Origin of the sequence: Mesorhizobium sp. WSM2561 (assembly GCF_000513915.1) — a bacterium.
Classification (GTDB): Bacteria; Pseudomonadota; Alphaproteobacteria; order Rhizobiales; family Rhizobiaceae; genus Mesorhizobium; species Mesorhizobium muleiense.
In genome coordinates this window covers 27,942-51,747 of record NZ_AZUX01000031.1, presented here as the reverse complement: position 1 = coordinate 51,747, position 23,806 = coordinate 27,942, and the positions used below count along the sequence as shown (strand labels likewise).

Annotated in this window: 23 protein-coding genes; 11 read left to right on the top strand and 12 right to left on the bottom strand. The window is 64.0% G+C overall.

Translation table 11 applies throughout. The annotated features are described in order from the left end of the window. The first annotated feature begins 34 nt into the window (after positions 1 to 34). The 3 genes from M727_RS0124025 to M727_RS0124015 are packed head-to-tail and all read left to right on the top strand — an operon-like array spanning position 35 to position 2,482. A complete protein-coding gene (locus M727_RS0124025) occupies positions 35 to 898 on the top strand; it encodes an ABC transporter permease (RefSeq protein WP_027154788.1) in 864 nt (287 codons plus the stop codon). Next, positions 898 to 1,710 (top strand): ABC transporter permease, encoded by an 813-nt coding sequence (locus M727_RS0124020; RefSeq protein ID WP_027154787.1) that lies wholly within the window; start codon positions 898 to 900, stop codon positions 1,708 to 1,710. Before M727_RS0124025 ends, M727_RS0124020 begins: the two co-directional genes overlap by 1 nt. A gap of 10 nt (positions 1,711 to 1,720) precedes the next feature. Next, a complete protein-coding gene (locus M727_RS0124015) occupies positions 1,721 to 2,482 on the top strand; it encodes a glucose 1-dehydrogenase (RefSeq protein WP_027154786.1) in 762 nt (253 codons plus the stop codon). Positions 2,483 to 2,499: 17 nt separating this feature from the next. Here M727_RS0124015 and M727_RS0124010 read toward each other — a convergent pair whose 3' ends face one another. The 8 genes from M727_RS0124010 to M727_RS0123975 form a co-directional block, all read right to left on the bottom strand. Continuing rightward, positions 2,500 to 4,008, bottom strand: a complete 1,509-nt coding sequence (locus M727_RS0124010) for an aldehyde dehydrogenase family protein (RefSeq protein WP_027154785.1) — start codon at positions 4,006 to 4,008, stop codon at positions 2,500 to 2,502. 19 nt (positions 4,009 to 4,027) lie between these two features. After that, a complete protein-coding gene (locus M727_RS0124005; protein ID WP_027154784.1) occupies positions 4,028 to 4,372 on the bottom strand; it encodes a cupin domain-containing protein in 345 nt (114 codons plus the stop codon). A gap of 24 nt (positions 4,373 to 4,396) precedes the next feature. Next, on the bottom strand, positions 4,397 to 4,747 hold the full coding sequence (locus tag M727_RS0124000; protein ID WP_027154783.1) for a cupin domain-containing protein: 351 nt from the start codon (positions 4,745 to 4,747) through the stop codon (positions 4,397 to 4,399). A gap of 238 nt (positions 4,748 to 4,985) precedes the next feature. Then, positions 4,986 to 6,260 (bottom strand): glycosyltransferase, encoded by a 1,275-nt coding sequence (locus M727_RS0123995; protein WP_027154782.1) that lies wholly within the window; start codon positions 6,258 to 6,260, stop codon positions 4,986 to 4,988. Positions 6,261 to 6,276: 16 nt separating this feature from the next. Continuing rightward, on the bottom strand, positions 6,277 to 7,350 hold the full coding sequence (locus M727_RS0123990) for an ABC transporter ATP-binding protein (RefSeq protein WP_027154781.1): 1,074 nt from the start codon (positions 7,348 to 7,350) through the stop codon (positions 6,277 to 6,279). Then, positions 7,347 to 8,138: an ABC transporter permease gene (locus M727_RS0123985; RefSeq protein WP_051505693.1), complete on the bottom strand. Its 792-nt coding sequence runs from the start codon at positions 8,136 to 8,138 to the stop codon at positions 7,347 to 7,349. Before M727_RS0123985 ends, M727_RS0123990 begins: the two co-directional genes overlap by 4 nt. 183 nt (positions 8,139 to 8,321) lie before the next feature. Beyond that, the gene (locus tag M727_RS0123980) at positions 8,322 to 9,164 is read right to left on the bottom strand and encodes an ABC transporter permease (RefSeq protein ID WP_027154779.1); all 843 of its coding nucleotides are present in this window, start codon (positions 9,162 to 9,164) and stop codon (positions 8,322 to 8,324) included. Between the two features lie 249 nt (positions 9,165 to 9,413). Then, positions 9,414 to 10,478, bottom strand: a complete 1,065-nt coding sequence (locus M727_RS0123975; RefSeq protein WP_027154778.1) for a spermidine/putrescine ABC transporter substrate-binding protein — start codon at positions 10,476 to 10,478, stop codon at positions 9,414 to 9,416. A gap of 236 nt (positions 10,479 to 10,714) precedes the next feature. Between M727_RS0123975 and M727_RS0123970 the strand changes: the two genes are divergently transcribed. From M727_RS0123970 to M727_RS0123935, 8 genes are all read left to right on the top strand, one after another. Then, a complete protein-coding gene (locus M727_RS0123970) occupies positions 10,715 to 11,653 on the top strand; it encodes a GntR family transcriptional regulator (RefSeq protein WP_027154777.1) in 939 nt (312 codons plus the stop codon). A 17-nt stretch (positions 11,654 to 11,670) separates the two neighbouring features. Beyond that, positions 11,671 to 12,954, top strand: a complete 1,284-nt coding sequence (locus M727_RS0123965; protein WP_027154776.1) for a glycosyltransferase — start codon at positions 11,671 to 11,673, stop codon at positions 12,952 to 12,954. Between the two features lie 37 nt (positions 12,955 to 12,991). Then, positions 12,992 to 14,344: a glutamine synthetase family protein gene (locus tag M727_RS0123960; protein ID WP_156941600.1), complete on the top strand. Its 1,353-nt coding sequence runs from the start codon at positions 12,992 to 12,994 to the stop codon at positions 14,342 to 14,344. Continuing rightward, on the top strand, positions 14,344 to 15,633 hold the full coding sequence (locus tag M727_RS0123955; RefSeq protein WP_027154774.1) for an FAD-binding oxidoreductase: 1,290 nt from the start codon (positions 14,344 to 14,346) through the stop codon (positions 15,631 to 15,633). The genes M727_RS0123960 and M727_RS0123955 overlap by 1 nt, the downstream gene beginning before the upstream one ends. A 164-nt stretch (positions 15,634 to 15,797) precedes the next feature. Beyond that, the gene (locus M727_RS0123950; RefSeq protein WP_027154773.1) at positions 15,798 to 16,829 is read left to right on the top strand and encodes a BMP family protein; all 1,032 of its coding nucleotides are present in this window, start codon (positions 15,798 to 15,800) and stop codon (positions 16,827 to 16,829) included. 190 nt (positions 16,830 to 17,019) lie between these two features. Continuing rightward, a complete protein-coding gene (locus M727_RS0123945; RefSeq protein WP_027154772.1) occupies positions 17,020 to 18,531 on the top strand; it encodes an ABC transporter ATP-binding protein in 1,512 nt (503 codons plus the stop codon). Then, entirely contained in the window at positions 18,531 to 19,586 is a 1,056-nt protein-coding gene (locus tag M727_RS0123940; protein ID WP_027154771.1) for an ABC transporter permease, read from the top strand. Before M727_RS0123945 ends, M727_RS0123940 begins: the two co-directional genes overlap by 1 nt. Further along, the gene (locus M727_RS0123935) at positions 19,583 to 20,527 is read left to right on the top strand and encodes an ABC transporter permease (protein WP_027154770.1); all 945 of its coding nucleotides are present in this window, start codon (positions 19,583 to 19,585) and stop codon (positions 20,525 to 20,527) included. The genes M727_RS0123940 and M727_RS0123935 overlap by 4 nt, the downstream gene beginning before the upstream one ends. Positions 20,528 to 20,545: 18 nt before the next feature. On the opposite strand, the gene M727_RS0123930 is transcribed toward M727_RS0123935, so the two are convergent. The 4 genes from M727_RS0123930 to M727_RS0123915 all read right to left on the bottom strand — a co-directional run bounded on the left by M727_RS0123930 (position 20,546) and on the right by M727_RS0123915 (position 23,545). Further along, positions 20,546 to 20,866, bottom strand: coding sequence for a hypothetical protein (locus tag M727_RS0123930; RefSeq protein ID WP_027154769.1), 321 nt, complete (start codon positions 20,864 to 20,866; stop codon positions 20,546 to 20,548). 4 nt (positions 20,867 to 20,870) lie between these two features. Further along, positions 20,871 to 21,179: a YggT family protein gene (locus M727_RS0123925; RefSeq protein WP_027154768.1), complete on the bottom strand. Its 309-nt coding sequence runs from the start codon at positions 21,177 to 21,179 to the stop codon at positions 20,871 to 20,873. 108 nt (positions 21,180 to 21,287) lie between these two features. Further along, complete coding sequence (locus tag M727_RS0123920) at positions 21,288 to 23,276, bottom strand: sodium:solute symporter family protein (protein WP_027154767.1); 1,989 nt, start codon at positions 23,274 to 23,276, stop codon at positions 21,288 to 21,290. Between the two features lie 14 nt (positions 23,277 to 23,290). Then, on the bottom strand, positions 23,291 to 23,545 hold the full coding sequence (locus M727_RS0123915; RefSeq protein ID WP_027154766.1) for a DUF4212 domain-containing protein: 255 nt from the start codon (positions 23,543 to 23,545) through the stop codon (positions 23,291 to 23,293). Positions 23,546 to 23,806 lie beyond the last annotated feature (261 nt).

The window sequence follows — 23,806 nt, the reverse complement described above, 5'->3', positions numbered from 1 at the left end:
GGGCAGATGTCCGCCGGCACCGAGGCGGTTTTTCATGCGCAGCAATGGCCTTCGTCATAATCTGCTGACCGCGCTGCTGCTCGGTCCAGCAACCGCGTGGCTGGTGGTGTTTCTGGTCCTGCCATTCGTCGCGATCGCCGTTTTCAGCGTCGGCGAGCGGGCGCCGGAAGGCGGCTATCAGGCCGCTTTCACCTTCGCGCAATATGTCAATCTTCCGGCGCGGGCGACCGCCTTCTGGAACACAATCGTGCTGGCGCCGGCAGGCGCCTTGGCCTGTCTGCTCGTTGCCTATCCGGTTGCCTATTACCTCGCCTTGCGTGCGCCGGAGCGGTGGCGGCTGATCCTGCTTGCGCTTGTCGTCATCCCGTTCTGGACCAGCCTGCTGATGCGAACCTACGCCTGGATGTATGTGTTCGGCGGACGCGGCATTCCGGCATTGCTGGCCTATGTTGGGTTTGACGATGTGCGGCTGATCAACACGCCGGGCGCGGTGCTGCTCGGCATCGTCTATGGCTATCTGCCGCTGATGATCCTGCCGATCTATGTCAGCCTCGAGCGGCTCGATCGCCGGCTGCTGGAAGCTTCCGCCGATCTCGGCGCAACCCCCATCTCGACATTCCTTGGTGTGACGCTGCGGCTGTCGCTGCCGGGTGTGATGACCGGCTTCTCGCTGGTCATGATCCTGCTGCTCGGCGAATATCTGATCCCGACGCTGCTCGGCGGCGGCAAGGTTTTCTTCATCGGCAACGCGCTGGTCGATCTGTTCCTGCAATCGCGCAACTGGCCGTTCGGATCGGCGATCGCGATCACACTGGTTGTGGTTTCGGTGGTGGTGCTGCTTGCCGCCAACCGCATTTCGACCCGGCTTTCCGGTGCCCGCCGGGTGGATCTGATCTGATGCGCGCCTTCGTCGTTGCGGTCTTTGCCTTCCTGTACCTGCCGATAGCACTGGTGGTGCTGTTCTCCTTCAATGCGGGCCGCCACGCCAGCGAGCTCACCGGCTTGTCGGTGCAATGGTACGGCAAGGCGCTTTCGAACCCGTTCCTGGTCGAAGCGCTGAAGAACAGCCTGTTCATCGCCACCACCAGCGCCTTGCTCGCGGCGCTATGCGGCACGGCGGCGGCGCTTGGCCTGGCGCGTGTCGGCGCGCGGACGCGGGCCGTATTCGATGCGCTTTTGGGTGCTGCGATCGTCGTTCCGGGCGTGGTCATCGGCATCTCGACCCTGGTCGCGCTCGTCCAGCTATTTGGGGTCGTCAATCCGTTTCTCGCGTCGCTGTGGCCGAACGACCAGCCGCCACGCCTGGCGCTTGGCTACGGGTCGATCATAGCCGCGCACGGCCTGTTTTCCATGGCGCTGGTGGCGATGATCGTCGGCACACGCCTCGGCAGCCTCGACCGCAATCTGGTCGAGGCTTCGACTGATCTCTACGCCACCCCGCTGACAACCTTCCGCTCGATTGTGTTGCCGCAGATCATGCCGGCAGTAATCGCCGGCTTCCTTCTCGCCTTCACATTCTCCTTCGACGATTTCATCGTCGCCTTCTTCGTCGCCGGCGCACAGACGACATTGCCGATCTATGTCTTTGCCTCGATCCGGCGCGGCGTGACGCCCGAAATCAATGCCATCGCGACGATCGTCCTCGTCGCCTCCGTTCTGCTTGTGGTGCTTGCCCAATGGCAATTGCGCCAACGCAAACCATCAAACTGAAAGTCGCATCATGATTCTGAAAGATCGCATCGCCGTGGTGACGGGCGCCGGGTCGGGCATCGGGCGCGCCGGTGCCATGATCATCGCCAGGGAAGGCGCCGTGGTGGTGATCGCCGACAGGGATCAGGCTGCCGGCGAAGCCACGGCTTTCGACATCCGTGCCGCCGGCGGCCGGGCCGAGGCGATCGCCACGGATGTCGGCGAGGACGCGGCGGTCGAGCAGCTCATCGCTGGAACGCTGGGCAAACATGGCCGGATCGACATCCTGCACAATCACGCCGGAGTCCAGGTCGGCGGCACGCTGACCGAAGTCGGCGTCGACGGCATGGATGCCTCGTGGCGGATCAATGTGCGGGCGCAGTTCCTCGCTGCCAGGCTCGTCATGCCGTCGATGATCGAACAGGGCGGCGGTGTCATCCTGAATACCGCCTCGAATTCGGGTGTGTTCTACGACCGCGAGATGATCGCCTACGCAACCTCAAAACATGCCGTGGTGGCGATGACCCGGCAGATGTCGCTCGACTTTGCCACGCACAATGTCCGCGTCAACGCGCTCTGTCCGGGCTGGGTCGATACGCCCTTCAACGAGCCCTTCATCGCCCAGATGGGCGGGCGGGCCGCGATCGAACGCTATGTCCGCACCAAGATTCCCATGCAGCGCTGGGCCAGCGCCGAAGAAATAGCCGAAGCGATCCTGTTCCTAGTCTCCGATCGTTCGTCCTTCATGACCGGCCAGGCTTTGGTGATTGACGGCGGCGAGAGCATCGGCTGACCGCAACCGTTCGTACCTCATACGTGCTTGCGCCCGCCGGCTTCGCGGAACCAGCTGTCGGGATAGGGATACCACCAGTCCTGGAGCGCCGGCTTGTGGTCGATAATGACCATCTTCGAGCGGCGGAAGGCATCCAGTCCCTGGCGTCCAAGCTCGCGGCCGAGGCCCGACGCTTTCCAGCCGCCGAACGGCAGTGCGTCATTGTCGATCAGCGGATTGTTGACCCAGACCATGCCGGCCTCAAGCCGCTCCGCAGCCTCATGCGCCTCGGCGAGATCGGTGGTGAACACCGAGGCGCCGAGCCCGAACGGGCTGTCATTGGCAAGTTCTATCGCCTCGTCGAAATCCTTGACCCGGCAGATCGCGGCGACTGGCCCGAAACACTCGTCGCGCACGATCGCCATGTCGGGGGTGACGCCGGTCAGGATCGTCGGCTCGTAGAACCAGCCGACATTGTGCGCCGGCGGAATACGCCCGCCGGTGATCGCCTTGGCACCGCTACGCACCGCATCGTCGACCAGCCGCATGACTTTCGCCCGCGCCGCCTCGCTGACCAGCGGCCCGATCTCGGTCTTGTCGAGGCCGTTGCCGATGCGCAGCGCCCGTGTCTTCTGCGCAAACAGCTCGACAAAGCGGTCGTGAACGGCATCGACGACGTAAAAGCGTTCGGCCGAGGTGCAGACCTGGCCGGTAAGATGGAACGCGGCGGTGACGCTGCCGGCGGCCGCCACGTCGAGCGGGGCGTGTCGGCTGATGATCAGCGGATCGCTGCCGCCGGCCTCGATGACGCATGGCTTCATGCGCTCGGCGCAGGCGACGGCGACAGCCTTGCCGGCGGCGACCGAACCGGTGAAGGCAACCGCGTGGGTGCGGTCGGAAGCGATCAAAGCCTGCGCCGTCGCCGCCGCGCCGGGCAGGCAGGAAACCAGGCCCTCCGGCAGGGAGCGGAACACGGTCATGTAATCCAGCGTCGACAATGTCGTCGCTTCGGCCGGCTTGATCACACAGGCATTGCCGGCGGCAAGCGAGGCGGCAACGGTCCAGCACATCAAGAGGATCGGGAAATTGTAGGGCATGATGTGCACCGACGTGCCGTAGGGCTCGTAGCGCGCATACTGGAACGATCCGGCCTGCGTCGTGCCGGCGATCTTGCCGGCATCGTCGCGCGCCATTTCGGCGTAGTAGCGGAAGATCGGCGCGCAATTGGCGATCTCGCCGATTGCTTCCGGATAGGGCTTGCCCATCTCGCGCACCATCAGTTCGGCGCAGCGCGTGAAGTCGGCCGCTTCGATGGCATTGGCGATTGCATGCAGATGCCTGGCCCGGCTCTTGGCGTCGAGCTTTTTCCACGCAGCTTGCGCCCTGGCCGCAACGGTGAGCACGGCGTCGATCTCGCCGTCGGTTGCAGCCGCGATGGCGCCGACGGTTTCCAGTGTCGCCGGATCGATCACCGGTTTTGCCGCACCGGTCATCGGCCGATAATCCGGATTGACGAAGAAGGCCGGCCGGTCAGGTGAGAAGTCCATGGTCGTCCTTTCAAGCCGCTCAGCGGATCATGTAGACCTTCTTGATGGTCTCGTGGACGGTGCAGACGCCCTTCCAGTCCTGCGGAAAGAACGCCGCGGTGTCGGGTTCGATCTCGATCACCTCGCCGGATTCGTGGACATAGGTGCAGCGGCCCTCGAGGAAATGGCAGAATTCGTCGCGGGTGACGTGGCAGTGCCATTTGCCTGGGGTGCAGACCCACAGCCCGCATTCGGAGCGGCCTTCCGGCCCCTTGTGCAGCAATTTGCCGGAGGTGCGGGATTCGCCCTCGATCACGGTGGGGATGACGCCCCAGTCGACGAGGTCGGTCGGGGCAAGCGGCGATTTCATGATCGGTGTCGGCATGTCGTGAAGCTCCAGTGGCCGGCTTCAGGCCAGCATGTAGATGTTGCGGATCGTCTCGTGGACGGTGCATTCGCCCGCCCAGCCGGCCGGGAACATGACCACCGTGGCAGCGGAGACTTCTATCACCTCGCCGTCGTTCGATCGGTAGGTCGCGCGGCCGGCAACGAAATGGCACAACTCGTCGCGCGGGATAGCCAGCCGCCAGCGGCCGGGCGTGCAGACCCAGATGCCGGATTCCGGCTGATTGTTCGGCCCCTTGTGGACGAGCCTGCCGGTGGAGTGCGAAGCACCTTCCAACGCATCGGGCTGGGCGCCCCAGTCGATCAAGTCGGTGCGGGTGGAGGCTTGGTGGAGGTGTGGGGCGGAGGAGGTCATGTGGGAGCTCCGCTGGTGCGATGCTCATTTTCGAGATGGCTTGGCTCTACGGCGCCCCCCTCTGTCCTGCCGGACATCTCCCCCTCCAGGGGGGAGATCGGACTGCCGCTAGGCTTTCGCCAATTACCAACGGGTACTGGGAGAAGCCGTCGGCGAAGCTGCCAATCTCCCCCCTTGAGGGGGAGATGGCCGGCAGGCCAGAGGGGGGTGGCTTGGCTCGGCATGTCAAATATCGCGCTCACAGCAGTTTCTCCAGCAGCCCCGCTGCCTTCTCCGGGCCGTTCTGCGCCTGCATCTGCGCCGACGTCTTCGCCAGCTTGGCCCTGATTGCCGGGTCGGACAGGCAGGTTTCGATCTTGGCGATCAGCTCGGCGGTGCTCCAGTCGTAGCGCGGCATGCCGAAGCCGTGGCTGGTCTCCTCGACCCGGGTCGCGTTATCGTGGCCATCCCAGACATAGGGCATGATGATCGCCGGCTTGCCGAAGTAGAGACACTCGGTGAACGAGTTGTTGCCGCCATGGTGGATCACCGCATCGACCTGCGGGATCACCGAGGGCTGCGGAAACCAGCTCTCGACGATGACATTGCCCGGCACTTGCGCGTATTGGTCCTTGTAGCCGCCGACATTGACCAGCGCCCGGTAGCGAGTCTCGGCCAGCGTCGCGATGATGCGCTTCAAGAGATCGACCTCGCCGGCGCCAAGGCTGCCGAACGAGACGTAGAGCAGCGGCCCGTCATTGTTCTCGGCAAAGGTCGGCACAGTGTAGGGCTTCTCCTGCCGCACGCAGCCTTCCAGATACTGGAATTTTGCCGGGTCGAGCGGATGGCGGCGCTTGAACTTTGCCGCCTCGGGATAAAGCAGCAGGTTGAGGTAAGGCGAGGCCTCGAAGAACTGGCCGATCGGATACGGCGCTTCGTTGTTGGCTTTCAAAAACGTATTGAAGTCGTCATGGATCGGCTTGATGACGGCGTTGAAATGGTCGCGGTAGCGCTGATGGCAGGCGTGGTCGTTCTCGCCGCAGCCGGACAGATGCGGCGGGATGTCCTCGTCCTCGATCTCGTTTTCCGAGCAGGAGATGACGCGCACCCATGGCTTGCCATACTGCTTGATCGCCGGGAACAGGATGACGTTGTCGACGCAGATGACGTCGGGCTTGATCGTCGCAAGCACGCCGGGCAGGTCCTTCTCAGCCCATTTGGCGCTGTCGACGATCGCCGTCCAGCAGTCCTTCACGTAGTTGTCGACTTGGTCGTAGGGCGATTTGCGAAAATTCGGGATGTGGCCGTTGATGAAGTCTTCCCAGAACTTGGCCATCTGCTCGGGCGGCATCGGCTCGGACAGGTTCACCGGATGGGCCTCGAAGCCGTAGCCCTTGTAGACGTCGACGAAGCCGGGATCCGACAGGAACACTGCTCTGTGGCCGCGCGCCTCGACCGCCTGGGCGATACCGACGGAGTTAAGCGCCGGGCCGTAGGCCGCTTCCGGAAAAAACGCGATGGTCTTCTGCGCCATGAAAGTTCTCCTTCGATCAATCTGCGAAAATTCTGACGTCGGCGGCATCCCAGCCGAGCTCGACCGCATCGCCGGACGCGACCGGGCGGCGGTCGGCGGCGTCGGCGGTGACGCGCACCAGGAACGGTTTTTGTGACAGAGCGGTGCGGACATGCAGCTGCAGGTCGAGCCCGTGATAGGCGAGCGCCTCGACGATGCCGGCAACACGGTTGGCCGTCTCTGGCGGCGGGAACAGCCGGATGCGCTCGGGCCGCACTGAAGCGACCGCCGCAGCGCCGGGCGAAAGCTTTGCGGGAACTGTGCCTGATATCCGCGCACCATTGGCTGCCAGCACGCCGTCGGCGGCGGCTTTGCCCGGCACGAAATTCATGACGCCGATGAAGTCGGCGACGAAACGGTCGGCCGGACGCTCATAGACCGCATGCGGCGTGTCGCATTGCAGCAGCTTGCCGTCCCTCAGCACCGCCATGCGGTCGGCCATGACAAGCGATTCTTCCTGGTCATGGGTGACGATGACGAAGGTGATGCCGACTTCGTGCTGCAGCCGCTTCAGCTCCAGTTGCATGGCGCCGCGCAATTTCTTGTCGAGCGCACCGAGCGGCTCGTCGAGCAGCAGCAGCCGCGGCCGCTTGACCAGCGCCCGCGCAAGCGCGACGCGCTGCTTCTGGCCGCCCGACAATTGCTCCGGCTTGCGGTCGGCGAAGGCGACGAGCTCGGTCGTCGCCAGGATGGCATCGACGCGGGAACGGATTTCGTTTGCCGGCAAGCGTTCCATTTCAAGGCCGTAGGAAACATTGGCCCGGACGCTCATATGCGGAAACAGCGCATAGGACTGGAACATCAGGTTGACCGGCCGCCTGTTGGGCGGGGTTTTGGCGATGTCGCGGCCGTCGAGCAGGATGCGCCCACCATTGGGCGTTTCGAAACCGGCCAGCATGCGCAGCAGCGTGGTCTTGCCGCAGCCAGAAGGTCCGAGCAAGGCGAAGAACTCGTTCTCGCGGATATCGAGCGAGATGCCGTCGACGGCCGTGACCCGGCCGAAGTTCTTCGACACCTTGTCGATCGCCAGCAGCGTGCGGGGCTCGCTCATTGGCCGATGACTCCGCGGTTGAGCCGCTGCGACAGGGTCAGCGCGGTGATTGAGACCGCCATGACGATGGTCGCCAATGCATTGATCTCCGGCGTGATGCCGAAGCGGATCATCGAATAGATCTGCATCGGCAGTGTGGTCGAGGCGCGGCCGGCGCCGGCGGTGAAGAACGCGATGATGAACTCATCGACCGAAAGGGTGAAGGCGAGCAGCCCGCCGGCGACGACCGCCGGCAGGATGACCGGCAATGTCACCCGCCTGAAGGTGGTGACGGCCGAGGCGCCGAGATCGGCGGAGGCCTCGACGATCGACCAGTCGAAGCTTTTCAGCCGCGCGCGCACCACCGAGCAGACGAAGGCGAGGTTGAAGACGACATGGGCGAGGATGATGGTGTGCAGGCCCAGGGTGAAATCGAGCATGGAAAAGAAGCTGAGCAGCGCGACCGCCAGCACGATGTCGGGAATGATCATCGGCGCAAAGATCAGCGCCTCGAGGCCGCTCCCATACTGCCGGCGCATTTCGACGCCGATCGCCAGCAGGGTGCCAAGCAGCGTGGCGATGGCTGTCGAGACCAGAGCCACGATCAGCGTGTTGAGGGCGGCCGAAAGGATCGCGGCGTTTCCGGCGAGCGAGGCATACCATTTCAGCGAAAAGCCCGACCAGACGGTCGGCAGCCCACCTTGGTTGAAGGACAGCGCCACCAGCACGGCGATCGGAATGTAAAGGAAGGCGAAGACGATGACGAGTATCGTTCGCAGGCCGAAGATGCGCGCTGGAGATGAAGTCATGGCTGACGTCCGATGGTCTGGAGGTGAGCGAGCGGCGAGCGTCCTTCTCCCCGTTTACGGGCAGATGCCGGCAGGCAGATGAGGGGCAGCGCCCAACGTTGCCGGCGTTTGCGCCGCCCCTCATCCGCCCCTGCGGGGCACCTTCTCCCCGTGAACGGGGAGAAGGGAAAGAAAGGGGAGCGCTCAGTCATCGGCGCCTGCTTTCGCTACGGCGATACGGCCGGCGGCGCGATCGGCGGCCAAGGCCTGCGCTGTCAGCACCAAAAGCATGATGGCGATCAGCGCCATCGCAAGCGCTGCGCCGAACGGCCAGTCATTGGCGGTCAGGAACTGGTCGTAGACGAGATTGCCGATCATCTGGAAGCGGCCACCGCCGAGCAGTGCCGGCGTAACGAAATTGCCGATCGACAGCACGAAGACGAACACCGCCCCGGCGGCGATGCCCGGCACCGTCAGCGGCAGGATAATCCGGCGAAATGTGGTCATGGCCGAAGCGCCGAGATCGCGCGAGGCCTCGGCGAGCTCCGGATTGAGCCGCGACAGCGGCGCGTAGCAGGCGAGGATGACGAAGGGCAGGTAATTGTAGACCAGACCGGCGATGACGGCGCCTTCGGTGTAGAGCATCGACGGCGGCTCGCCGGTATAGCCGAACCAACGCAAGAGCTGGGTGATCAGGCCTTCGCGGTTGAGCAGCACGATCCATGCATAGGTGCGGATCAGGTAATTGGACCAGAAAGGCAAGACGGCGAAGAACAGGAACACCGGCTGCCACCGGCGCGGTGCTGCCGCGATCGCATAGGCGGCGGCATAGCCGATCACTACCGCGATCAGCGTTGCCGTGCCGGCGATGCGCGCCGAATTGAGGAAGATGCCGGCATAGAGCGGGTCGAGCACCAGCCCGAAATTCTCCAGCGTGAAGGTGTATTCGATGCCGCCATAAATGCCGCGCCGGAAGAAGGCGAGCGCCAGCACCAGCGCGCATGGCACCACCATCAAGGCGGTGAGCCAAGCCAGCGCCGGCGCCATCAGCAAGGAGGAGCGGGAAGGTGTGTAAGATCTCATTGAGGAGTACCCCCCCTCTGGCCTGCCCTCTTTGCCAAAACTTGGCATCTCCCCCTCAAGGGGGGAGGTTGGCAGCCCCAACGTCCCGCTCACCTTCAAGCTTTGGAGATTGGCGAAAGCGGTGCCACGTCCGATCTCCCCCCTTGAGGGGGAGATGGCCGGCAGGCCAGAGGGGGGCGTGAAGGAACGCAAGCCTGATTCCAGATGCCGAAACTACTGCGCCGCCTTGATCTCGCTGACGATCTTCGAATAGTCGCGCTGGGCGTCGCCGACGTCGCGCAACTGCTCGAACTTGACCAGTTCGGCCACAGGCATGTTCATATTCGGGAATTTGGCGAGGAAATCCGCCGGCAGGCTTTCCATAGCCGGCTTGTTCGGCACCTTGTAATCGATGTTCTGAGCCGCCCAGGCGTGGTTCTTGGCGTCCAGCATGAAGTTGATGAACTGGAAGGCGGCGTCCTTGTTGGCCGATGCCTTCATCACCACCATCGTATCGACCCACAGGTCCGAGCCTTCCTTGGGTATGGTGTATTTAATCTGCGGATTCTCGGCGATGCCATAGTTGCACCAGCCATCCCATGCCTGCACCATCAGCGCCTCGCCCGAAACCAGCTTCGAATAGAAGGTGGTGTCGTCATAGGCGAGCAAGGTCTTCTTGGCCGAGATCAGCAGGTCCTTGACCTCGGCGAGCTTGGCCGGATCGGTTTCGTTGACCGAATAGCCCTTGGCGAGCTGCCCGGCGGCAAGCAGCCAGCGGTCGGTCGCCAGCATCGTGGTCTTGCCCTTCAGCGCCTCGGACGGGGCGAGAAGATCGTTCCAGCTGGCCGGCTCGGTCTTCACCAGATCCGAGCGGTAGCAGAGGCCGGTGGTGCCCCAGGTGTAAGGCACGGAAAAATTGTTGCCGACATCGTGCGGCAGCTTGGCCGCCTCAGGATAGAGATTGGCGAGATTGGGGATCTTGGCGTGGTCGATCGTCTCGATCAGGCCGAGATTGTTCAGCACTTCGGCGAAGGGCGAGGAAACGAAGACCACGTCATAGCCCTTGCCGCCCGAAGCGACGAGCTTGCCCATAATCTCCTCATTGGTGGCGTGAACGACGACCTCGCCGGAGACACCGGTCGCCGCCTTGAAAGCACTCATGGCGTCCGGCGCCATGTAGCCGTCCCAGTTGGAAATAACGAGGTCGGCGGCGGCCGCCGGCGCCGACAGCGCCATGGCGAGGCCAAGCGCGATCGCGGATGTTTTTAACGAACGGTGCCGCAGGGTGGTGGCGGTCATGACAGACTCCCATTCTGGTTGATCGTCGAATTCAATCATCGGACCAGCGCTTGCGACCATGCCGCCGCTTCGATCCTGTTCCCCGGTCTTTTTTGTTGCCGATTGACGTCACAGTACTATTGCAGAAAAAAGTACGTCAATCCATAATTTGGAAAATCGCCGCGAAATCTAGCCGATTGCGCCCGCAAGGGCAATCGGCCAAACCGCAGCGGTCGAGCCCGTTCACGAGAAACGCCATGCAAGCCGTTGCCAGACGCCCGCGCACCAATCATCTTGATCTCGCGCAGCGCATTCTCGACGTGGCCCGGCAGCGCGGCTTCGAGGCCGGCGCCCATCTCCCGGAACAGCAGATCGCCTCGCTCTGCAACGTCTCGCGGACCCCGGTGCGGGCCGCGCTGCGCCTGCTCACCGAAAAAGGCGTGGTGCGCTGGGAAGCCGAATCCGGCTATCGGCTGGCCGTCGACCTCACCAAGCAGGCGACCCTTGCCACTGACCTGCCAAGCGCCGAGGAGGACGAACTCGCGGAGATGATCCTGCGCGATCGGTCGGCGCGCCGGCTGGATCAGACGGTGACCGTCGGCGCGTTGATGCGACGCTACAGTGCCGAACGAAAGACAGTACTAAAAGCGCTAAAGAAACTGACAGACGAAAATCTTCTGGATCGCGCACCGGGACAGGCCTGGCTGTTCAGGCGGGTGCCTGACGATCCAGAGGCGCAAGGGGAAAGCTACGAGTTCCGCCTGCTGCTCGAACCCGCCGCCATTCTGGCGCCTGGCTTTCGGCTGGACGGGACCCGCGCGGCAGCCTTGCGCCAGCGCATGGAGGCGCTGCTGGCGCTGCCCGACGCCACATTCGATATCAGAGAGTTCCAGCGGCTGGACATCGACTTTCACGGCATGATCGCCGACGGCTCCAGCAACCGGTTCGTCACCGACGCGCTGTCGGACCATCTCAGGCTGCGCCGGCTGCCGGGGACCTATGCCGGCGTCAACGTCTTCCGGCTGAAGCAATCGCTGCGCGAGCACCTGACCATACTCGACCAACTGGAAAGCCGGCAGTATGAGGTTGCAGCCGATCTGCTTCGCGTCCATCTGCGATTGTCCCGCAGCCAGCGACCGCAGGCGGCCAGTCGCGGCGCCCCCGCATTGTTCGGCATGATCAGCCGGCCGGATTGACGAGGACCACGAGAACAGTGACGCGCAAAGCCAGCCCGACCATCGCGCTGTTTCCCGAAGCGAGCTTCGGCGCCGCGCTCAATTGCGTCGGCATCGCGCAGGCCTTGCGCGCAAGGGGCGCGCGGCCGGTGTTCATCTGTCACGCCGGCTTTTCCGGCGTGTTCGCCGACTACGGGTTTCAGGAATATCAGTTGCCGACCGACGATCCGCTGACCGACAGCGAACGCCAGAGCTATTGGCAGGCCTTCGTGCGCCGGCATCTGCCGCATTTCAGGCTGAGCCCGATCGACCAGCTCGAAACCTATGTCGCCCCGACCTGGGAAGCGATCGTCGATACCGCGGTCAATGCCGAGGCGCCGCTGCGCCAATTGCTGACCCGGTTGAAGCCGGACGCCGTGGTGCTCGACAACGTCATCATGTTTCCGGCGCTGGCTGCCGCCGGCTGCCCATGGGTGCGCGTCGTCTCCTGCGCCGAGACCGAGCTGCCCGATGCCGGTGTACCGCCCTATCTGTCGGGTCTCGCCGCCGACGACCCCGATCGCGCGGCCTTCGAGGCGCGCTACCTGGCAGCCGTCGCTCCGGCACATGACCGGTTCAACCGGCTTCGGACCGACGCCGGTCTTGCGCCCTTGCCGAAGGGGCTTTTTCTCGAAGCTTCGCCCGATCTCAATCTGCTGCTGACCCCCACCATCGTGCGCAGGCAGCGCGCCGAGCCGCTCGACCCGGCCCGCTTCGTCTATCTCGAAGGCTGCGTCCGTTCGGAAGGGCCGTTCGACGTGCCGGTCTTTCCACGCAATGAAGGGCCGCTGGTCTATCTCAGCTTCGGCAGCCTGGGCGCGATGGATGTCGGCCTGATCGAGCGCATGCTCGCCGTGTTCGACCGGCTTCCGGCCCGCTTCATCGTCAATGTCGGCGGTCTGCGCGACAGCTATCGCGCGGTTCCGGACAATGTCTATCTCGACGCCTGGTTTCCGCAGCCGTCGGTTGTCGCGAAATCCGATCTCTTCATCCATCACGGCGGCAACAACAGCTTTTGCGAAGCGCTGCGTTTCGGCGTGCCGTCGCTGATCATGCCCTATTGCTGGGACGGGCACGACAATGCGCAACGCGCCGAGGAAACCGGCGTCGGCCGCCACCTCAGCCGCGATGGCTGGAGCGACGACGAACTGGAAAACGCCATCCTTGGCCTAATGGCCGATGGCGAGATGCGCTTTCGTCTCAAGGAGAATGCAGCCACCATGGCACGGGCGCCGGGAACCGAAATCGCCGCCGAATCCATTCTCGCCCTCGTAAGGACGTGACCTGATGCTCAACACCACGACAACGGATGCACCGCAAATGACCCCAACGGACGATCCGAAGCGATGGCTGGAGCAGCAGGGGATCAGGGAAGTCGAATGCCTGGTGCCGGACGTGAATGGCGTGTTGCGCGGCAAGGCGTTGCCAACGGCCAAGTTCCTGAAGTCGCTCGAAGACCGCGCGCTCTACCTGCCGAGCAGCGCCTTCCTGGTCTGCATAGACGGCCGCTATTCCGGTTCCAACGACGAGGGCTTCGCCTATCAGGATCCCGACATGCGGATGGTGCCGGATGTCGCGACGCTCTGCCTTGCGCCCGGCGCTGGAGCTGAAAAGGCCTATGTCTTCGCCGATGCGTTTCACATGGACGACCGTCCGTGGATGGCCTCGCCACGTCATGTGCTGAGGGCCGTGCTCGATCTCTATCACCAGCGCGGATGGCGGGCAGTGGTGGCGCCGGAGCTCGAATTCTACCTGACTGCGCCCAATCCCGATCCCGATCGGCCGTTGATCGCGCCGGTCGGGCGCAATGGCCGCTCCGAAACCGTGCAGCACCCCTATGACATGGCGGCGCTGGAGGAATTCGAGCCGGTGATCCAGCGGCTCTACGACTATGCCGCAAAGGCCGGGCTGCCGCTCGATACACTGATCCACGAGTCAGGCACGGCGCAGTTGGAGATCAATTTCCTGCATGGCGACGCGCTGGCGCTGGCCGACAAGGTGCTGCTGTTCAAGCGGATGACGCGCCAGGCCGCGCAGGACAATGGCATGCATGCGACCTTCATGGCCAAGCCGATTGCCGCACAAGCCGGCAGCTCCATGCATCTCCACATGTCGGTCATCGACGAGGCCGGGAATACGCTGTTCGCCGGGCGTGACGATGCCGACACCGAGATGTTCGGGCATTTCATCGGCGGCCTGCAGAAATACATTCCCGAGGTGATGCCGCTGTTTGGGCCGAACGTGAATTCGTTCCGCCGCATCCGGCCCAACCACAGCGCGCCCGCCAACATCGAGTGGTCGCACGACAATCGCTCCTGCGGGCTGCGCGTGCCGGCCGGCGGGCGGGCCGCGCGGCGAGTGGAAAACCGGCTGCCCGGCGCCGATGCCAACCCCTATCTGGCGATGGCCGGCTCGCTGCTCTGCGGCTATCTCGGCGTCGAGGAAAAGCTCTCGCGTTTGCCCGAGGCATCGGGCAACGCCTATCGCAGCAAGAGCACGCTGCCGAAAACCATGGAGGAGGCGCTCGACCGTTTCGCCGCCTGCAGTCCGGTTCGGGACTTGCTCGGCGAGGATTTCGTCCAGACCTATCTGCGCGTCAAGAGCGTCGAGCTCGACCTGTTCCAGAGCGTCGTCACCAGCTGGGAACGTGACCACCTGCTGCTCAAGGTCTGATGATGGGCTTCAATTCCGGCCTGGACATCGGCAAATCCTACTATGTCGAGACCGCCAATCCGGCCCCTGATCATCCGGCGCTGAAGGGCGACGTCGACGCCGATCTGGTGGTGGTCGGCGGCGGCTGCACCGGCCTGTCCGCAGCCCTTCATGCCGCCGAGCGCGGGCTGAAGGTGGTTCTCCTCGAAGGCGGCAAGATCGGCTGGGGGGCGTCGGGGCGCAATGGCGGCCAGATCATCCCCGGCCTGCGCAAGGGCGCCAAGGGCCTGGTCAAGCTTTATGGGCCCGAGCGGGCGCGGGCGCTTTTCGCTCTCGCCCTCGAGGCGCGCGGGCTGGTGCTCGACCTGATCGAGCGCCATGCCATCGATTGCGACCTCCGGTTCACCGGCCATCTGGCCGGTGCGATAAACGGCTCCGACCTGCGCGATCTCGAGGAAGAGGCCGAGTGCCTTGCCAGCGTGATGAACTTTCATGACGTCGAGATGCTGTCGGCAGCGCAGGCGCGTGGGATGGTGAACACGCCCTATCACGGCGCCATGTACGAGAAGCTCGGCGGCCATATGCATCCGCTGAACTACACGCTGGGTCTTGCCCGCGCCGCGGCAGCGGCAGGCGTCACCATCCACGAGAATTCGGTAGCGCTGCGGCTGGAGCGGAAACCTTCCATCCGGGTTTCCACGGCCAAGGGCTCGGTCCGGGCCAGACATGTCGTGTTGGCCGGCGACGCCCTGCTTCAGGGGCTCGAACCGCGCGTCAACAGCCGCATCATGCCGGTCGGCAATTACATCATCGCCACCGAGCCGCTGGACGACACCAGCGACGTCATCCCAAGCAATGCCGCCGTTTCCGACACACGCTTCGTCGTCAACTACTACCGGCTGTCGGCGGACGGCCGCCTGCTGTTCGGCGGTGGCGAGCGCTACACGCCGTCGCCGCCCGCCGACATTGCCGGCTTCGTGCGGCCGCATATGGAAAAGACCTTTCCGCAATTGCGCGGCCGCCGCATCGATCATGCCTGGGGCGGGCTGGTCTCGGTGACGACGTCGCGCCTGCCGGATGTCGGCCACTATGGCGAAGTCTATTTTGCGCATGGCTATTCCGGCAAGGGCGTGATCCTGTCGACGCTGTCGGGAAAGCTGCTTGCCGAGGCGATCACCGGCGATGCGTCGCGGCTCGATCTGTTCTCGACGCTGAGGCCAATGCCATTTCCCGGCGGTACCGCCCTGCGCGGCCCGCTCTATGTGCTCGGCATGCTCTGGTACGCCATGCGCGATCGCATCAAGCATTGAGCAAGCAATCCACTGCCGCCGTGGTCTTGCCAGGAGGGCAGCCGGCTGCAGCTTCCCGACAAATTTGACCATGTGGACAAAGGTCGGACGCCGTTCCATAGTTCCCTCGCCTGATATCCAAAGAAACAGCCGGCTCGACACGGCGCCAATCAGAGGGGCATGCAATGGAAAACGGGAAGAGCAAAATCCAGTCGAAACGCGAAGGACTTTCGCGACGCAATTTGCTGGAACTCGGCGCGCTCGGCCTGGCGGCAACCATGCTGCCGGGCCAGGTCTTGGCGCAGGACAAGAAGCTGAAGGTGGCGGCGATCTTCGCCACGCCGACCGAGGAGCCATGGGTCCACCAGATCCATGTCGCCCTGCAGAGGGCCGAGAAGGAACTCGGCATCGAGTACAAATGGTCGGAGAAGGTGCAGACGGCCGATTTCAGCCGTGTGATGCGCGAATATGCGCAAGGCGGCTATGAGCTGGTGCTGGGCGATGCGTTCGCTGCCGAACGCGAATCCCGCCGCACCGCCAAGCAATTTCCGAAGGTCGCCTTCCTGTTCGGCTCCGGCGCCGGGCCGGCCGAGCCGAATTTCGCTGTCTTCGACAATTGGATCCACGAGCCCGCCTATCTCTCCGGCCTGATCGCCGGAAAGATGTCGAAATCAGGCACGATCGGCGCGGTTGCGGCGATGGGCATTCCGGAAGTGAACCGGCTGGTCAATGCCTTCTTTGCCGGCGCCCGCGAGGTCAATCCTGACATCAAGAGGAAGGTCGCTTTCATCGGCTCCTTCTTCGACCCGCCAAAGGCCAAGGAAGCGGCTATCGCCCAGATCGACGCCGGCGTCGACGTGATCTATGCCGAACGTTTCGGCGTCATCGAAGCGGCGGTCGAGAGGAAGATCCTCGCCATCTCCAATATGTCCGACCAGTCCAACCTCGGCCCGGAAACGGTGATCACCGGCCCGGTCTGGGACATGTATCCGACGGTCGAGCATGCGATCAAACTGGTCAAGGCCGGCGTCTTCACCGCGCAGGATTACGGCGATTTCTCGCGCATGGCCAAGGGCGGCTCCTTTCTGGCGCCCTATCACAAATTCGACAAGACGCTGCCCGCCGACGTCAAGGAGCTGGTCGAGAAGAAGAAGGCCGAAATCCTCGACGGCAATTTCCGTGTCGTCGTCGACGAGAATACGCCGGTTTCGGATTGAGCGGCGCAGCCCTCCCCCTTGAGGGGAGGGTGCCGAGCGAAGCGAGGCGGGNGGGGNCACCTCAGCTGCCTCGACCTTGAGACCGATAAGGATGGAGCGCGTCACAGCGGACCCCACCCGGCCTTCGGGCCACCCTCCCCTCGAGGGGCAGGGATATCAGCGCCATCTCCCACCAGGAGCACCCTCGCCTTTGCCCGCCCCTCTCATCGAAATGCGCGGCATCTCCAAGAGCTTCGGCGCCGTCATGGCGAACGAGGCCGTCGATCTTAGCGTCGCACAAGGCGAAATTCTCGGGCTGCTGGGTGAAAACGGCGCCGGCAAGACGACGCTGATGAACGTGCTGTTCGGCGCCTATGCCCCCGACGCCGGCGAGATCCTGGTTCAGGGCCGGCCGGTGACGATCAACAACTCGGCCGATGCGCTCGCCGCCGGCATCGGCATGGTGCACCAGCATTTTCATCTGGCGCCGCGGCTTTCGGTGCTGGAAAACCTGCTGATCGGCATTCCCGGCAAATCGGGCCGGATCGACCGCGCCGGCGGGCTGGCGCGACTGGCGGATATCGGCCGCCAGCATGGGCTCACGCTCGATCCGGACCTTCCCGTCTCGGCGCTGTCGATCGGCGAGCAGCAGCGGCTCGAAATCGTCAAGGCGCTGTTTCGCGGTGCAAGGCTGCTGATCCTCGACGAGCCGACGGCGGTGCTGGCGCCGACAGAGGTCGACGGGCTGTTTTCGGCGCTGCGGTCGATGGCGGCCCAGGGTCTCGGCATCATCTTCATCTCGCACAAGCTCAACGAGGTCAGGGCGTTGACCCATCGCTGCGTCGTGCTGCGGCATGGCCGCGTGACCGGGCGCGTCGACGCACCTGCCAGCACGACCTCATCGGAGATGGCGCGGCTGATGTGCGGCCACGAGATCGTCCCGCCGGCCAGGGGACCGTCTACACCGGGTGCCGCGGTGCTGACCCTGGACGGCATCTCGACGTCGCGCCATTCCGGCATGGCGCTGCGCGATGTCTCGCTTTCGGTGCGCGCCGGCGAGATCCTCGGCATTGCCGGCGTCTCGGGCAATGGCCAGCGGGCGCTGGCGGAGGTGATCTCCGGCGTTCGCGCGCCCGATGCAGGGCGGATGACGATAGCCGGCAAATCTGTCTCGCGGTTCTCGCCGCGCGAGGTGCAGGCGCTCGGCCTCGGCCGCATCCCGGGAGACCGCATGACGACGGGACTGGTCACCAATCTGCCGCTGGCGGATTCGATGGTGCTGCCGCGCATCGGCACCGGGGCGTTCAGCCGCAACGGTCTGCTCAGGCCCGATGCGATCCGCGCCTTCACCGAAGAACAGATCAAGGCCTATGACATACGCTGCCCCGGGGCGATGACGCGGGCCGGAGCGCTGTCCGGCGGCAATCTGCAAAAGGCGCTGCTGGCGCGCGAGCTCGCCTTCGACCCCAAGGTGCTGATCGTGTCGCAGCCGACGCGCGGCCTCGACATTGGCGCGGCGCGCTTCATCCACGAAAAGTTCCTCGACATGCGCGCCAGGGGCTGCGGCATCGTCGTCATCGGCGAAGATCTCGAAGAGCTGCTCATGCTCTGCGACCGCATCGCGGTGATGTATGAGGGGCGCATCGTCGGCACGCTGGACAGCGCCGACGCCACGATCGCGCGGCTCGGCCTGATGATGACCGGGGCGGAGGGCCATAGTTGATGTTCCGCCTCGAAGCCCGCACCTCAACGCCCGCCTGGTTCAACCTGGCTCTGCCGTTGCTGGCCATCGGCGCGACATTGGTGCTGTGCAGCGGCCTCATTGCGCTGGCCGGCGCCGGGGTGATCGAGGCCTATGGCGTGATGTTCTCGGCGTCGCTGGGCGACAGCTACGCGATCACCGAAACGCTGGTGCGCGCAACACCGATGATCTTCACCGGCCTTGCCGTAGCGGTCGCCTTCCGCGCCAAATTCTGGAATATCGGCGCCGAGGGGCAGTTGCTTGCCGGTGCGGTGGCGAGCTGTGCCGTCGGCGCCATCCCGATGCCGGGGCCGCTCGCCATGCTGCTGATGGCGCTCGCCGGCGCCGCCGCCGGCGCTGCGGTCGCCCTGGTCCCGGCGACGCTGCGGGTGAAATTCAAAGTCGATGACGTCGTCAGTTCACTGCTGCTCAACTCGGTCATCTTCTACGCGTTGATGGCGCTGATCGAAGGCCCTTGGAAAGACAGTTTCAGCGGCTACCCGATCTCGCCGCCGATCGAGGATTCAGCGAATTTCCCGGTGCTGCTCGAAGGCACGCGGCTGCATCTCGGCGTCGTGGCGGCTTTCGTGGCCGCGCCGGTCATCTGGTTCCTGATCGCGCGCACGACGCTCGGCTTCAGGATCAGGGTCATCGGCGAAAATCCCGAGGCCGCGCGCTATGGCGGCATTCATGTCGAGCGCGTGCTGATCTCGACGGCGCTGCTGTCCGGCGCGCTCGCCGGGCTTGCCGGCGTCAGCGAGGTCGGCGGCGTGCATTTCCAGGTGATGAGCGACATCTCGCCGGGCTATGGCTATTCCGGCATCGTCGTCGCCATGCTGGCGAGGCTCAATCCGCTTGGCGTGATGCCGGCAGCGCTGTTCCTCGCCGCCGTCATGACCGGCGCCGAGGCGATGTCGCGGGCCACCGGCGTTCCGGCCTTTCTCAGCGACGTCATCCAGGGCACCGCGCTGCTCGCCATGCTGGTGGCGTTGCTGTTCACGGCCTATCGCATCCGCCGCGTCGGAGCCGCACGATGAGCGTCGTGCTCGAACAGATTTTTCAGGTCGGCTTCCTCGCCGCGATCATCCGCATCGCCACGCCTTTGGCTTTCGCGACGCTGGGCGAGATGTTCTCCGAGCGGGCCGGCGTGCTCAATCTCGGCATCGAAGGCATCATGCTGTTGTCGGCGATGACCGGCTTCACCGCGACCAGCCTCAGCGGCAGCCTGTGGCTCGGCGTGCTTGCGGCGGCGCTGACCGGTGCGCTGATGGGTGCCGTGCATGCGCTGTTCACGGTGGCTCTCGGCCTCAGCCAGCATGTCTGCGGCATCGGCGTGACGCTGTTCTCGTCGGGCCTCGCCTATTTCCTTTACCGGCTGATCTTCGGCCAGCAATCGGTGCCGCCCAGCATCAAGAGTTTCGAAACGCTGCCGATCCCTGTTCTCTCCGACATCCCGGTGCTCGGACCGGCCGTGTTCAACCAGTTTTCGCTGGTTTACATGGCGATGGCAGCCGTTCCCCTGGCCGCCTTCGTGCTCTATCGGACGCCATGGGGCCTGTCGGTGCGCATGGTCGGCGAAAATCCGCGTGCCGCCGACTCGGCCGGCGTCGGCGTCATCGCCACGCGCTTCCAGGCGGTGATCCTTGGCGGTGCCTTGATGGGGTTGGCCGGGGCTTTCCTGTCGATGGTGCAGTTCAACGCCTTCACCTTCGGCCTCGTCTCAGGGCGTGGCTGGGTGGCGATCGCGCTGGTTGTCTTCGGCCGCTGGGATCCCTGGCGTTCGGCAGGGGCCGCACTGCTGTTCGCCTTCGTCGATGCCCTGCAACTGCGCATGCAGGCGAGCGGGCTCGGCCACATTCCCTATGAGGCGTTCCTGATGCTGCCCTTCATCTTTACGATCGTGGCCATGGCGGTGATGTCGCGCAACGCCGTCGCGCCTTCGGCGCTCCTCAAGCCGTTCCGCCGGGAAGAACGCTGACAGGCTCGGGCGAAATTCTCAGCCGCCGCTTATCGCCCGCATCACATTCGGCAGCGCCGGCAGCGTCAGCAAAACCGTGCCGGCAAGCCAGATCGACGCAACGACGATGCTTCTGGGGCGCGCCGACCAGCGCTCATAGAGCGCGGCCGGCACGCCGGCGAGCATGATCGTCATCGTCGACAGGATCAGCGCACTTGCCATGTAGACGATCTGGCTCAGGGGAGGCGCCCAGCCCGGATACCAGACCGGATAGAACAGGAACACCATCAGCACCCACGGCGAAAAGATGCCGTTGACGATGGCGACCGCCATGACAGGCACAAGAGCGTTTCTGTCCATTGCCTCAACCCCCCTGCGAAGCCATCGGCGCAATGCCGAAATTGATCAGAAAGACGAGGTAGAACACGCGCAAGGCCATAAGCCAGAGCACGCTGAAGACGATCACCACCGGCTGGGTCAGGATCGACGGCGTGATGGTCCGCACGATCCGCAGGAACGGGTCCGTGACAGTCTTGAAGAAGCGCCAGATGTAGTTGTCCCAGCTTTCGGGCACGAAGAGACCGAGCACGAGACGCCCGATCAGCGTGTACATCACCGCGGCAAGGATGAAATTCGGGATGTGGAAATACCAATAGGACCAGAAATCGTTCATGTGGGATTTTCCAAGCAGCGGCGGCGCCGCGTTATGCCAGCGACGCCCCCCAAATGAAAGCGGGGTCCGTCACCGGACCCCGCCTCGAGCGCCGATCGCTATGCGCGATCAGGCAGTCTTTTCTTCCATCATCTGCTTGCCGCGCGGTATGCGCAGTTCCTCGATGAACTCCTGCATTGCCAAGGATGGTTCCCTGGTCAGCCTGGAGACAACGATCATGACCAGGAAGCCGACCGGCAGGCCGAACGCGGCTGCCGACAGGTTCTTGACGCCCCACCAGTTGGCGATGGTCTGGGCATGCTTGTCGAGCGCCGCCCATGCCGTGGCTTGCGCGTCCGGAGCTGCAGAAGCCCAAGCCGCCTTCAGCTCCGCAAATTTCGCAACGGCGTCAGCCGGTGCTGCGGACAGGCCACTCCACGTTTCGTAGAATCCTACGGCGCCGTAGCGGGTGCCTAGCAAGTAATAGAGGCAGATGCCGAAACCGGCGATCATGCCTGCGACGGCGCCGGGAGAGTTCGTGCGCTTCCACCAAACGCCGAGCACCAGCGCGGGGAACAGACCCGCGGCGGCGAGCGAGAATGCCCAAGACACCATGGCGAGGATGTCGCCCGGCTTGGTCGACGCCACGTAGGCGGCGGCGATGGCCACGAGCACGAGCAAAATACGTGACACCACCAGACGGCGGGCGGTCGGAGCATTCTGGTCGATCATCTTGTAGTAGATGTCGTGGCTGAGCGCGTTGGCGATGGCCAGCAGCAGGCCGTCTGCCGTCGAGAGCGCGGCGGCAAGGCCGCCGGCGGCGACGAGGCCCGAGATTACGTAAGGCATGCCGGCCATTTCGGGCGTGGCCAGCACGATCATGTCGGCGTTGAGGTTGATGTCGGCGAAGGAAAGTGCCGTCACACCCTTTTCGGCGCAGGCCGCTGCGATTGCCGCGGCGTCGGTGGCAGCCTTGCCGCAGATCTGTACGAGCGTGCCGTCGGCTGCCGCCCAGCGCATCATCCAACCGGCTTTCTCGCCGATGTTCTCGGGCGTCAGGCCCGATGCCACCAGATCGAGCATCGTCCATTTGGCGAATGCCGCATAAGCAGGTGCGGTGAAGTAGAGGATGAAGATGAACAGCAGCGACCATGCGACAGAGACACGCGCTTCACGCACCGACGGGGTGGTGAAGTATCGCATCAGGACGTGCGGCAGTGACGCCGTTCCAACCATCAGGCAAAGAATAAGCAGGAAGTAGTTGAGCGCGTTGTAGCCGCCATGCACGAACGGCGTGATGTGATGAACCGCGATGTTCTGCGCAGTTTCAAGCGCGGTGATGTTCGCGAGTGCCTGGCCCTGCATCAATTGCGGGATCGGCACGCCGGTTTTCACGGTGGACATCCAGATGGCGGGGATCAGGTAGGCGATGATGAGCACGATGTACTGCGCGACTTGCGTCCAGGTGACGGCGCGCATGCCGCCCAGCATTGAGCAGACCAGGATGCCCGCAAGGCCGACATAGACTGCGACGTTGAAGTCGAGGCCGAGGAAGCGTGCCGAGATGATGCCGGTCGCGTAGATCTGCGCCACCACATAAGTGAAAGAGCAGGAGAACAGCACGATCACGCCGATAAAGCGCGCCAGATTGCCGCCATAGCGCGCCGACAGGAAGTCTGGAACGGTGTAGGCGCCGAATTTGCGCAGATAGGGTGCAACGAGGATGGCCACGAGCACGTAGCCGCCGGTCCAGCCCAGCACGAAGGCGAGGCCGTCATAGCCGAGCAGATAGAGCGTGCCAGCCATGCCGACGAAGGACGCGCCGGACATCCAGTCAGCGCCGGTCGCCATGCCGTTGTAGATCGCCGGAACCCTGCGCCCCGCCACGTAGTACTCGCCGACATGCATGGTGCGGCTGAGAATGCCGATGACGGCGTAGATCGTGATCGTGAACGCCACGAACATATAGCCGATGATTCTGTTCGGGACGCCCATCGCGCTGATGATCGCCATCAGGATGATGAAGGCGATGAAGCCGCCGGTGTAGATGCCGTAGATGCGACCGAGATTGGAGGTGAAGTCGCCTCTGCCTGCCGTGGTAACTGTCGTGTTAGCCATTGAGTTTCCCCCGATCATTCTTCGTGGACGCCATGCTCTTCGTCGATTGCGTTCTGGCGCCGTGCGAACCAGAACAGCATGACGACGAAGGCGACGAGCGAACCCTGAGCGGCGATGTAGAAGCCGAGCGGAAAGCCAAAGATGACGATGGTGTTGAGTTGCACCGCGAACAGGTGGATGAAGTAACCGAAGAACACCCACAGGCCCAGCATGACGAACATGAGCCTCTTGGTCTTGTTCCAATAACTTATGCGGTCTGGCGTCGCCATAGCTTGAACCCTCCCTTGGTTGGCAGCTTGCGAACCGTCTCGACCGCAAGGCGCCGTTTAAAGCTTGCCTCTTCCGCTGACGCGGAAGCCCTCCGGCATATGTTGCGGCCGGGTATAGAATCAGCCGACCGTAACTTTGTAGGAGTATCACTTTTTGTCGCTGCTGTTCATACGACTTTAGAATCGGTGAAAGGACTGGAGAATCGGCAAGAGGACTTGAATCAGCAAGAGGACTGGCGGTGCGGCGTGGCGGAGGCTAAA

Excerpts from the sequence above, each read along its gene's own strand:
- M727_RS0124025 (WP_027154788.1), top strand. The coding sequence starts at position 35 with ATGCGCAGCAATGGCCTTCGTCATAATCTGCTGACCGCGCTGCTGCTC.
- M727_RS0124020 (WP_027154787.1), top strand. The coding sequence starts at position 898 with ATGCGCGCCTTCGTCGTTGCGGTCTTTGCCTTCCTGTACCTGCCGATA.
- M727_RS0124015 (WP_027154786.1), top strand. The coding sequence starts at position 1,721 with ATGATTCTGAAAGATCGCATCGCCGTGGTGACGGGCGCCGGGTCGGGC.
- M727_RS0124010 (WP_027154785.1), bottom strand. The coding sequence starts at position 4,008 with ATGGACTTCTCACCTGACCGGCCGGCCTTCTTCGTCAATCCGGATTAT.
- M727_RS0124005 (WP_027154784.1), bottom strand. The coding sequence starts at position 4,372 with ATGCCGACACCGATCATGAAATCGCCGCTTGCCCCGACCGACCTCGTC.
- M727_RS0124000 (WP_027154783.1), bottom strand. The coding sequence starts at position 4,747 with ATGACCTCCTCCGCCCCACACCTCCACCAAGCCTCCACCCGCACCGAC.
- M727_RS0123995 (WP_027154782.1), bottom strand. The coding sequence starts at position 6,260 with ATGGCGCAGAAGACCATCGCGTTTTTTCCGGAAGCGGCCTACGGCCCG.
- M727_RS0123990 (WP_027154781.1), bottom strand. The coding sequence starts at position 7,350 with ATGAGCGAGCCCCGCACGCTGCTGGCGATCGACAAGGTGTCGAAGAAC.
- M727_RS0123985 (WP_051505693.1), bottom strand. The coding sequence starts at position 8,138 with ATGACTTCATCTCCAGCGCGCATCTTCGGCCTGCGAACGATACTCGTC.
- M727_RS0123980 (WP_027154779.1), bottom strand. The coding sequence starts at position 9,164 with ATGGCGCCGGCGCTGGCTTGGCTCACCGCCTTGATGGTGGTGCCATGC.
- M727_RS0123975 (WP_027154778.1), bottom strand. The coding sequence starts at position 10,478 with ATGACCGCCACCACCCTGCGGCACCGTTCGTTAAAAACATCCGCGATC.
- M727_RS0123970 (WP_027154777.1), top strand. The coding sequence starts at position 10,715 with ATGCAAGCCGTTGCCAGACGCCCGCGCACCAATCATCTTGATCTCGCG.
- M727_RS0123960 (WP_156941600.1), top strand. The coding sequence starts at position 12,992 with ATGACCCCAACGGACGATCCGAAGCGATGGCTGGAGCAGCAGGGGATC.
- M727_RS0123955 (WP_027154774.1), top strand. The coding sequence starts at position 14,344 with ATGATGGGCTTCAATTCCGGCCTGGACATCGGCAAATCCTACTATGTC.
- M727_RS0123950 (WP_027154773.1), top strand. The coding sequence starts at position 15,798 with ATGGAAAACGGGAAGAGCAAAATCCAGTCGAAACGCGAAGGACTTTCG.
- M727_RS0123940 (WP_027154771.1), top strand. The coding sequence starts at position 18,531 with ATGTTCCGCCTCGAAGCCCGCACCTCAACGCCCGCCTGGTTCAACCTG.
- M727_RS0123935 (WP_027154770.1), top strand. The coding sequence starts at position 19,583 with ATGAGCGTCGTGCTCGAACAGATTTTTCAGGTCGGCTTCCTCGCCGCG.
- M727_RS0123930 (WP_027154769.1), bottom strand. The coding sequence starts at position 20,866 with ATGGACAGAAACGCTCTTGTGCCTGTCATGGCGGTCGCCATCGTCAAC.
- M727_RS0123925 (WP_027154768.1), bottom strand. The coding sequence starts at position 21,179 with ATGAACGATTTCTGGTCCTATTGGTATTTCCACATCCCGAATTTCATC.
- M727_RS0123920 (WP_027154767.1), bottom strand. The coding sequence starts at position 23,276 with ATGGCTAACACGACAGTTACCACGGCAGGCAGAGGCGACTTCACCTCC.
- M727_RS0123915 (WP_027154766.1), bottom strand. The coding sequence starts at position 23,545 with ATGGCGACGCCAGACCGCATAAGTTATTGGAACAAGACCAAGAGGCTC.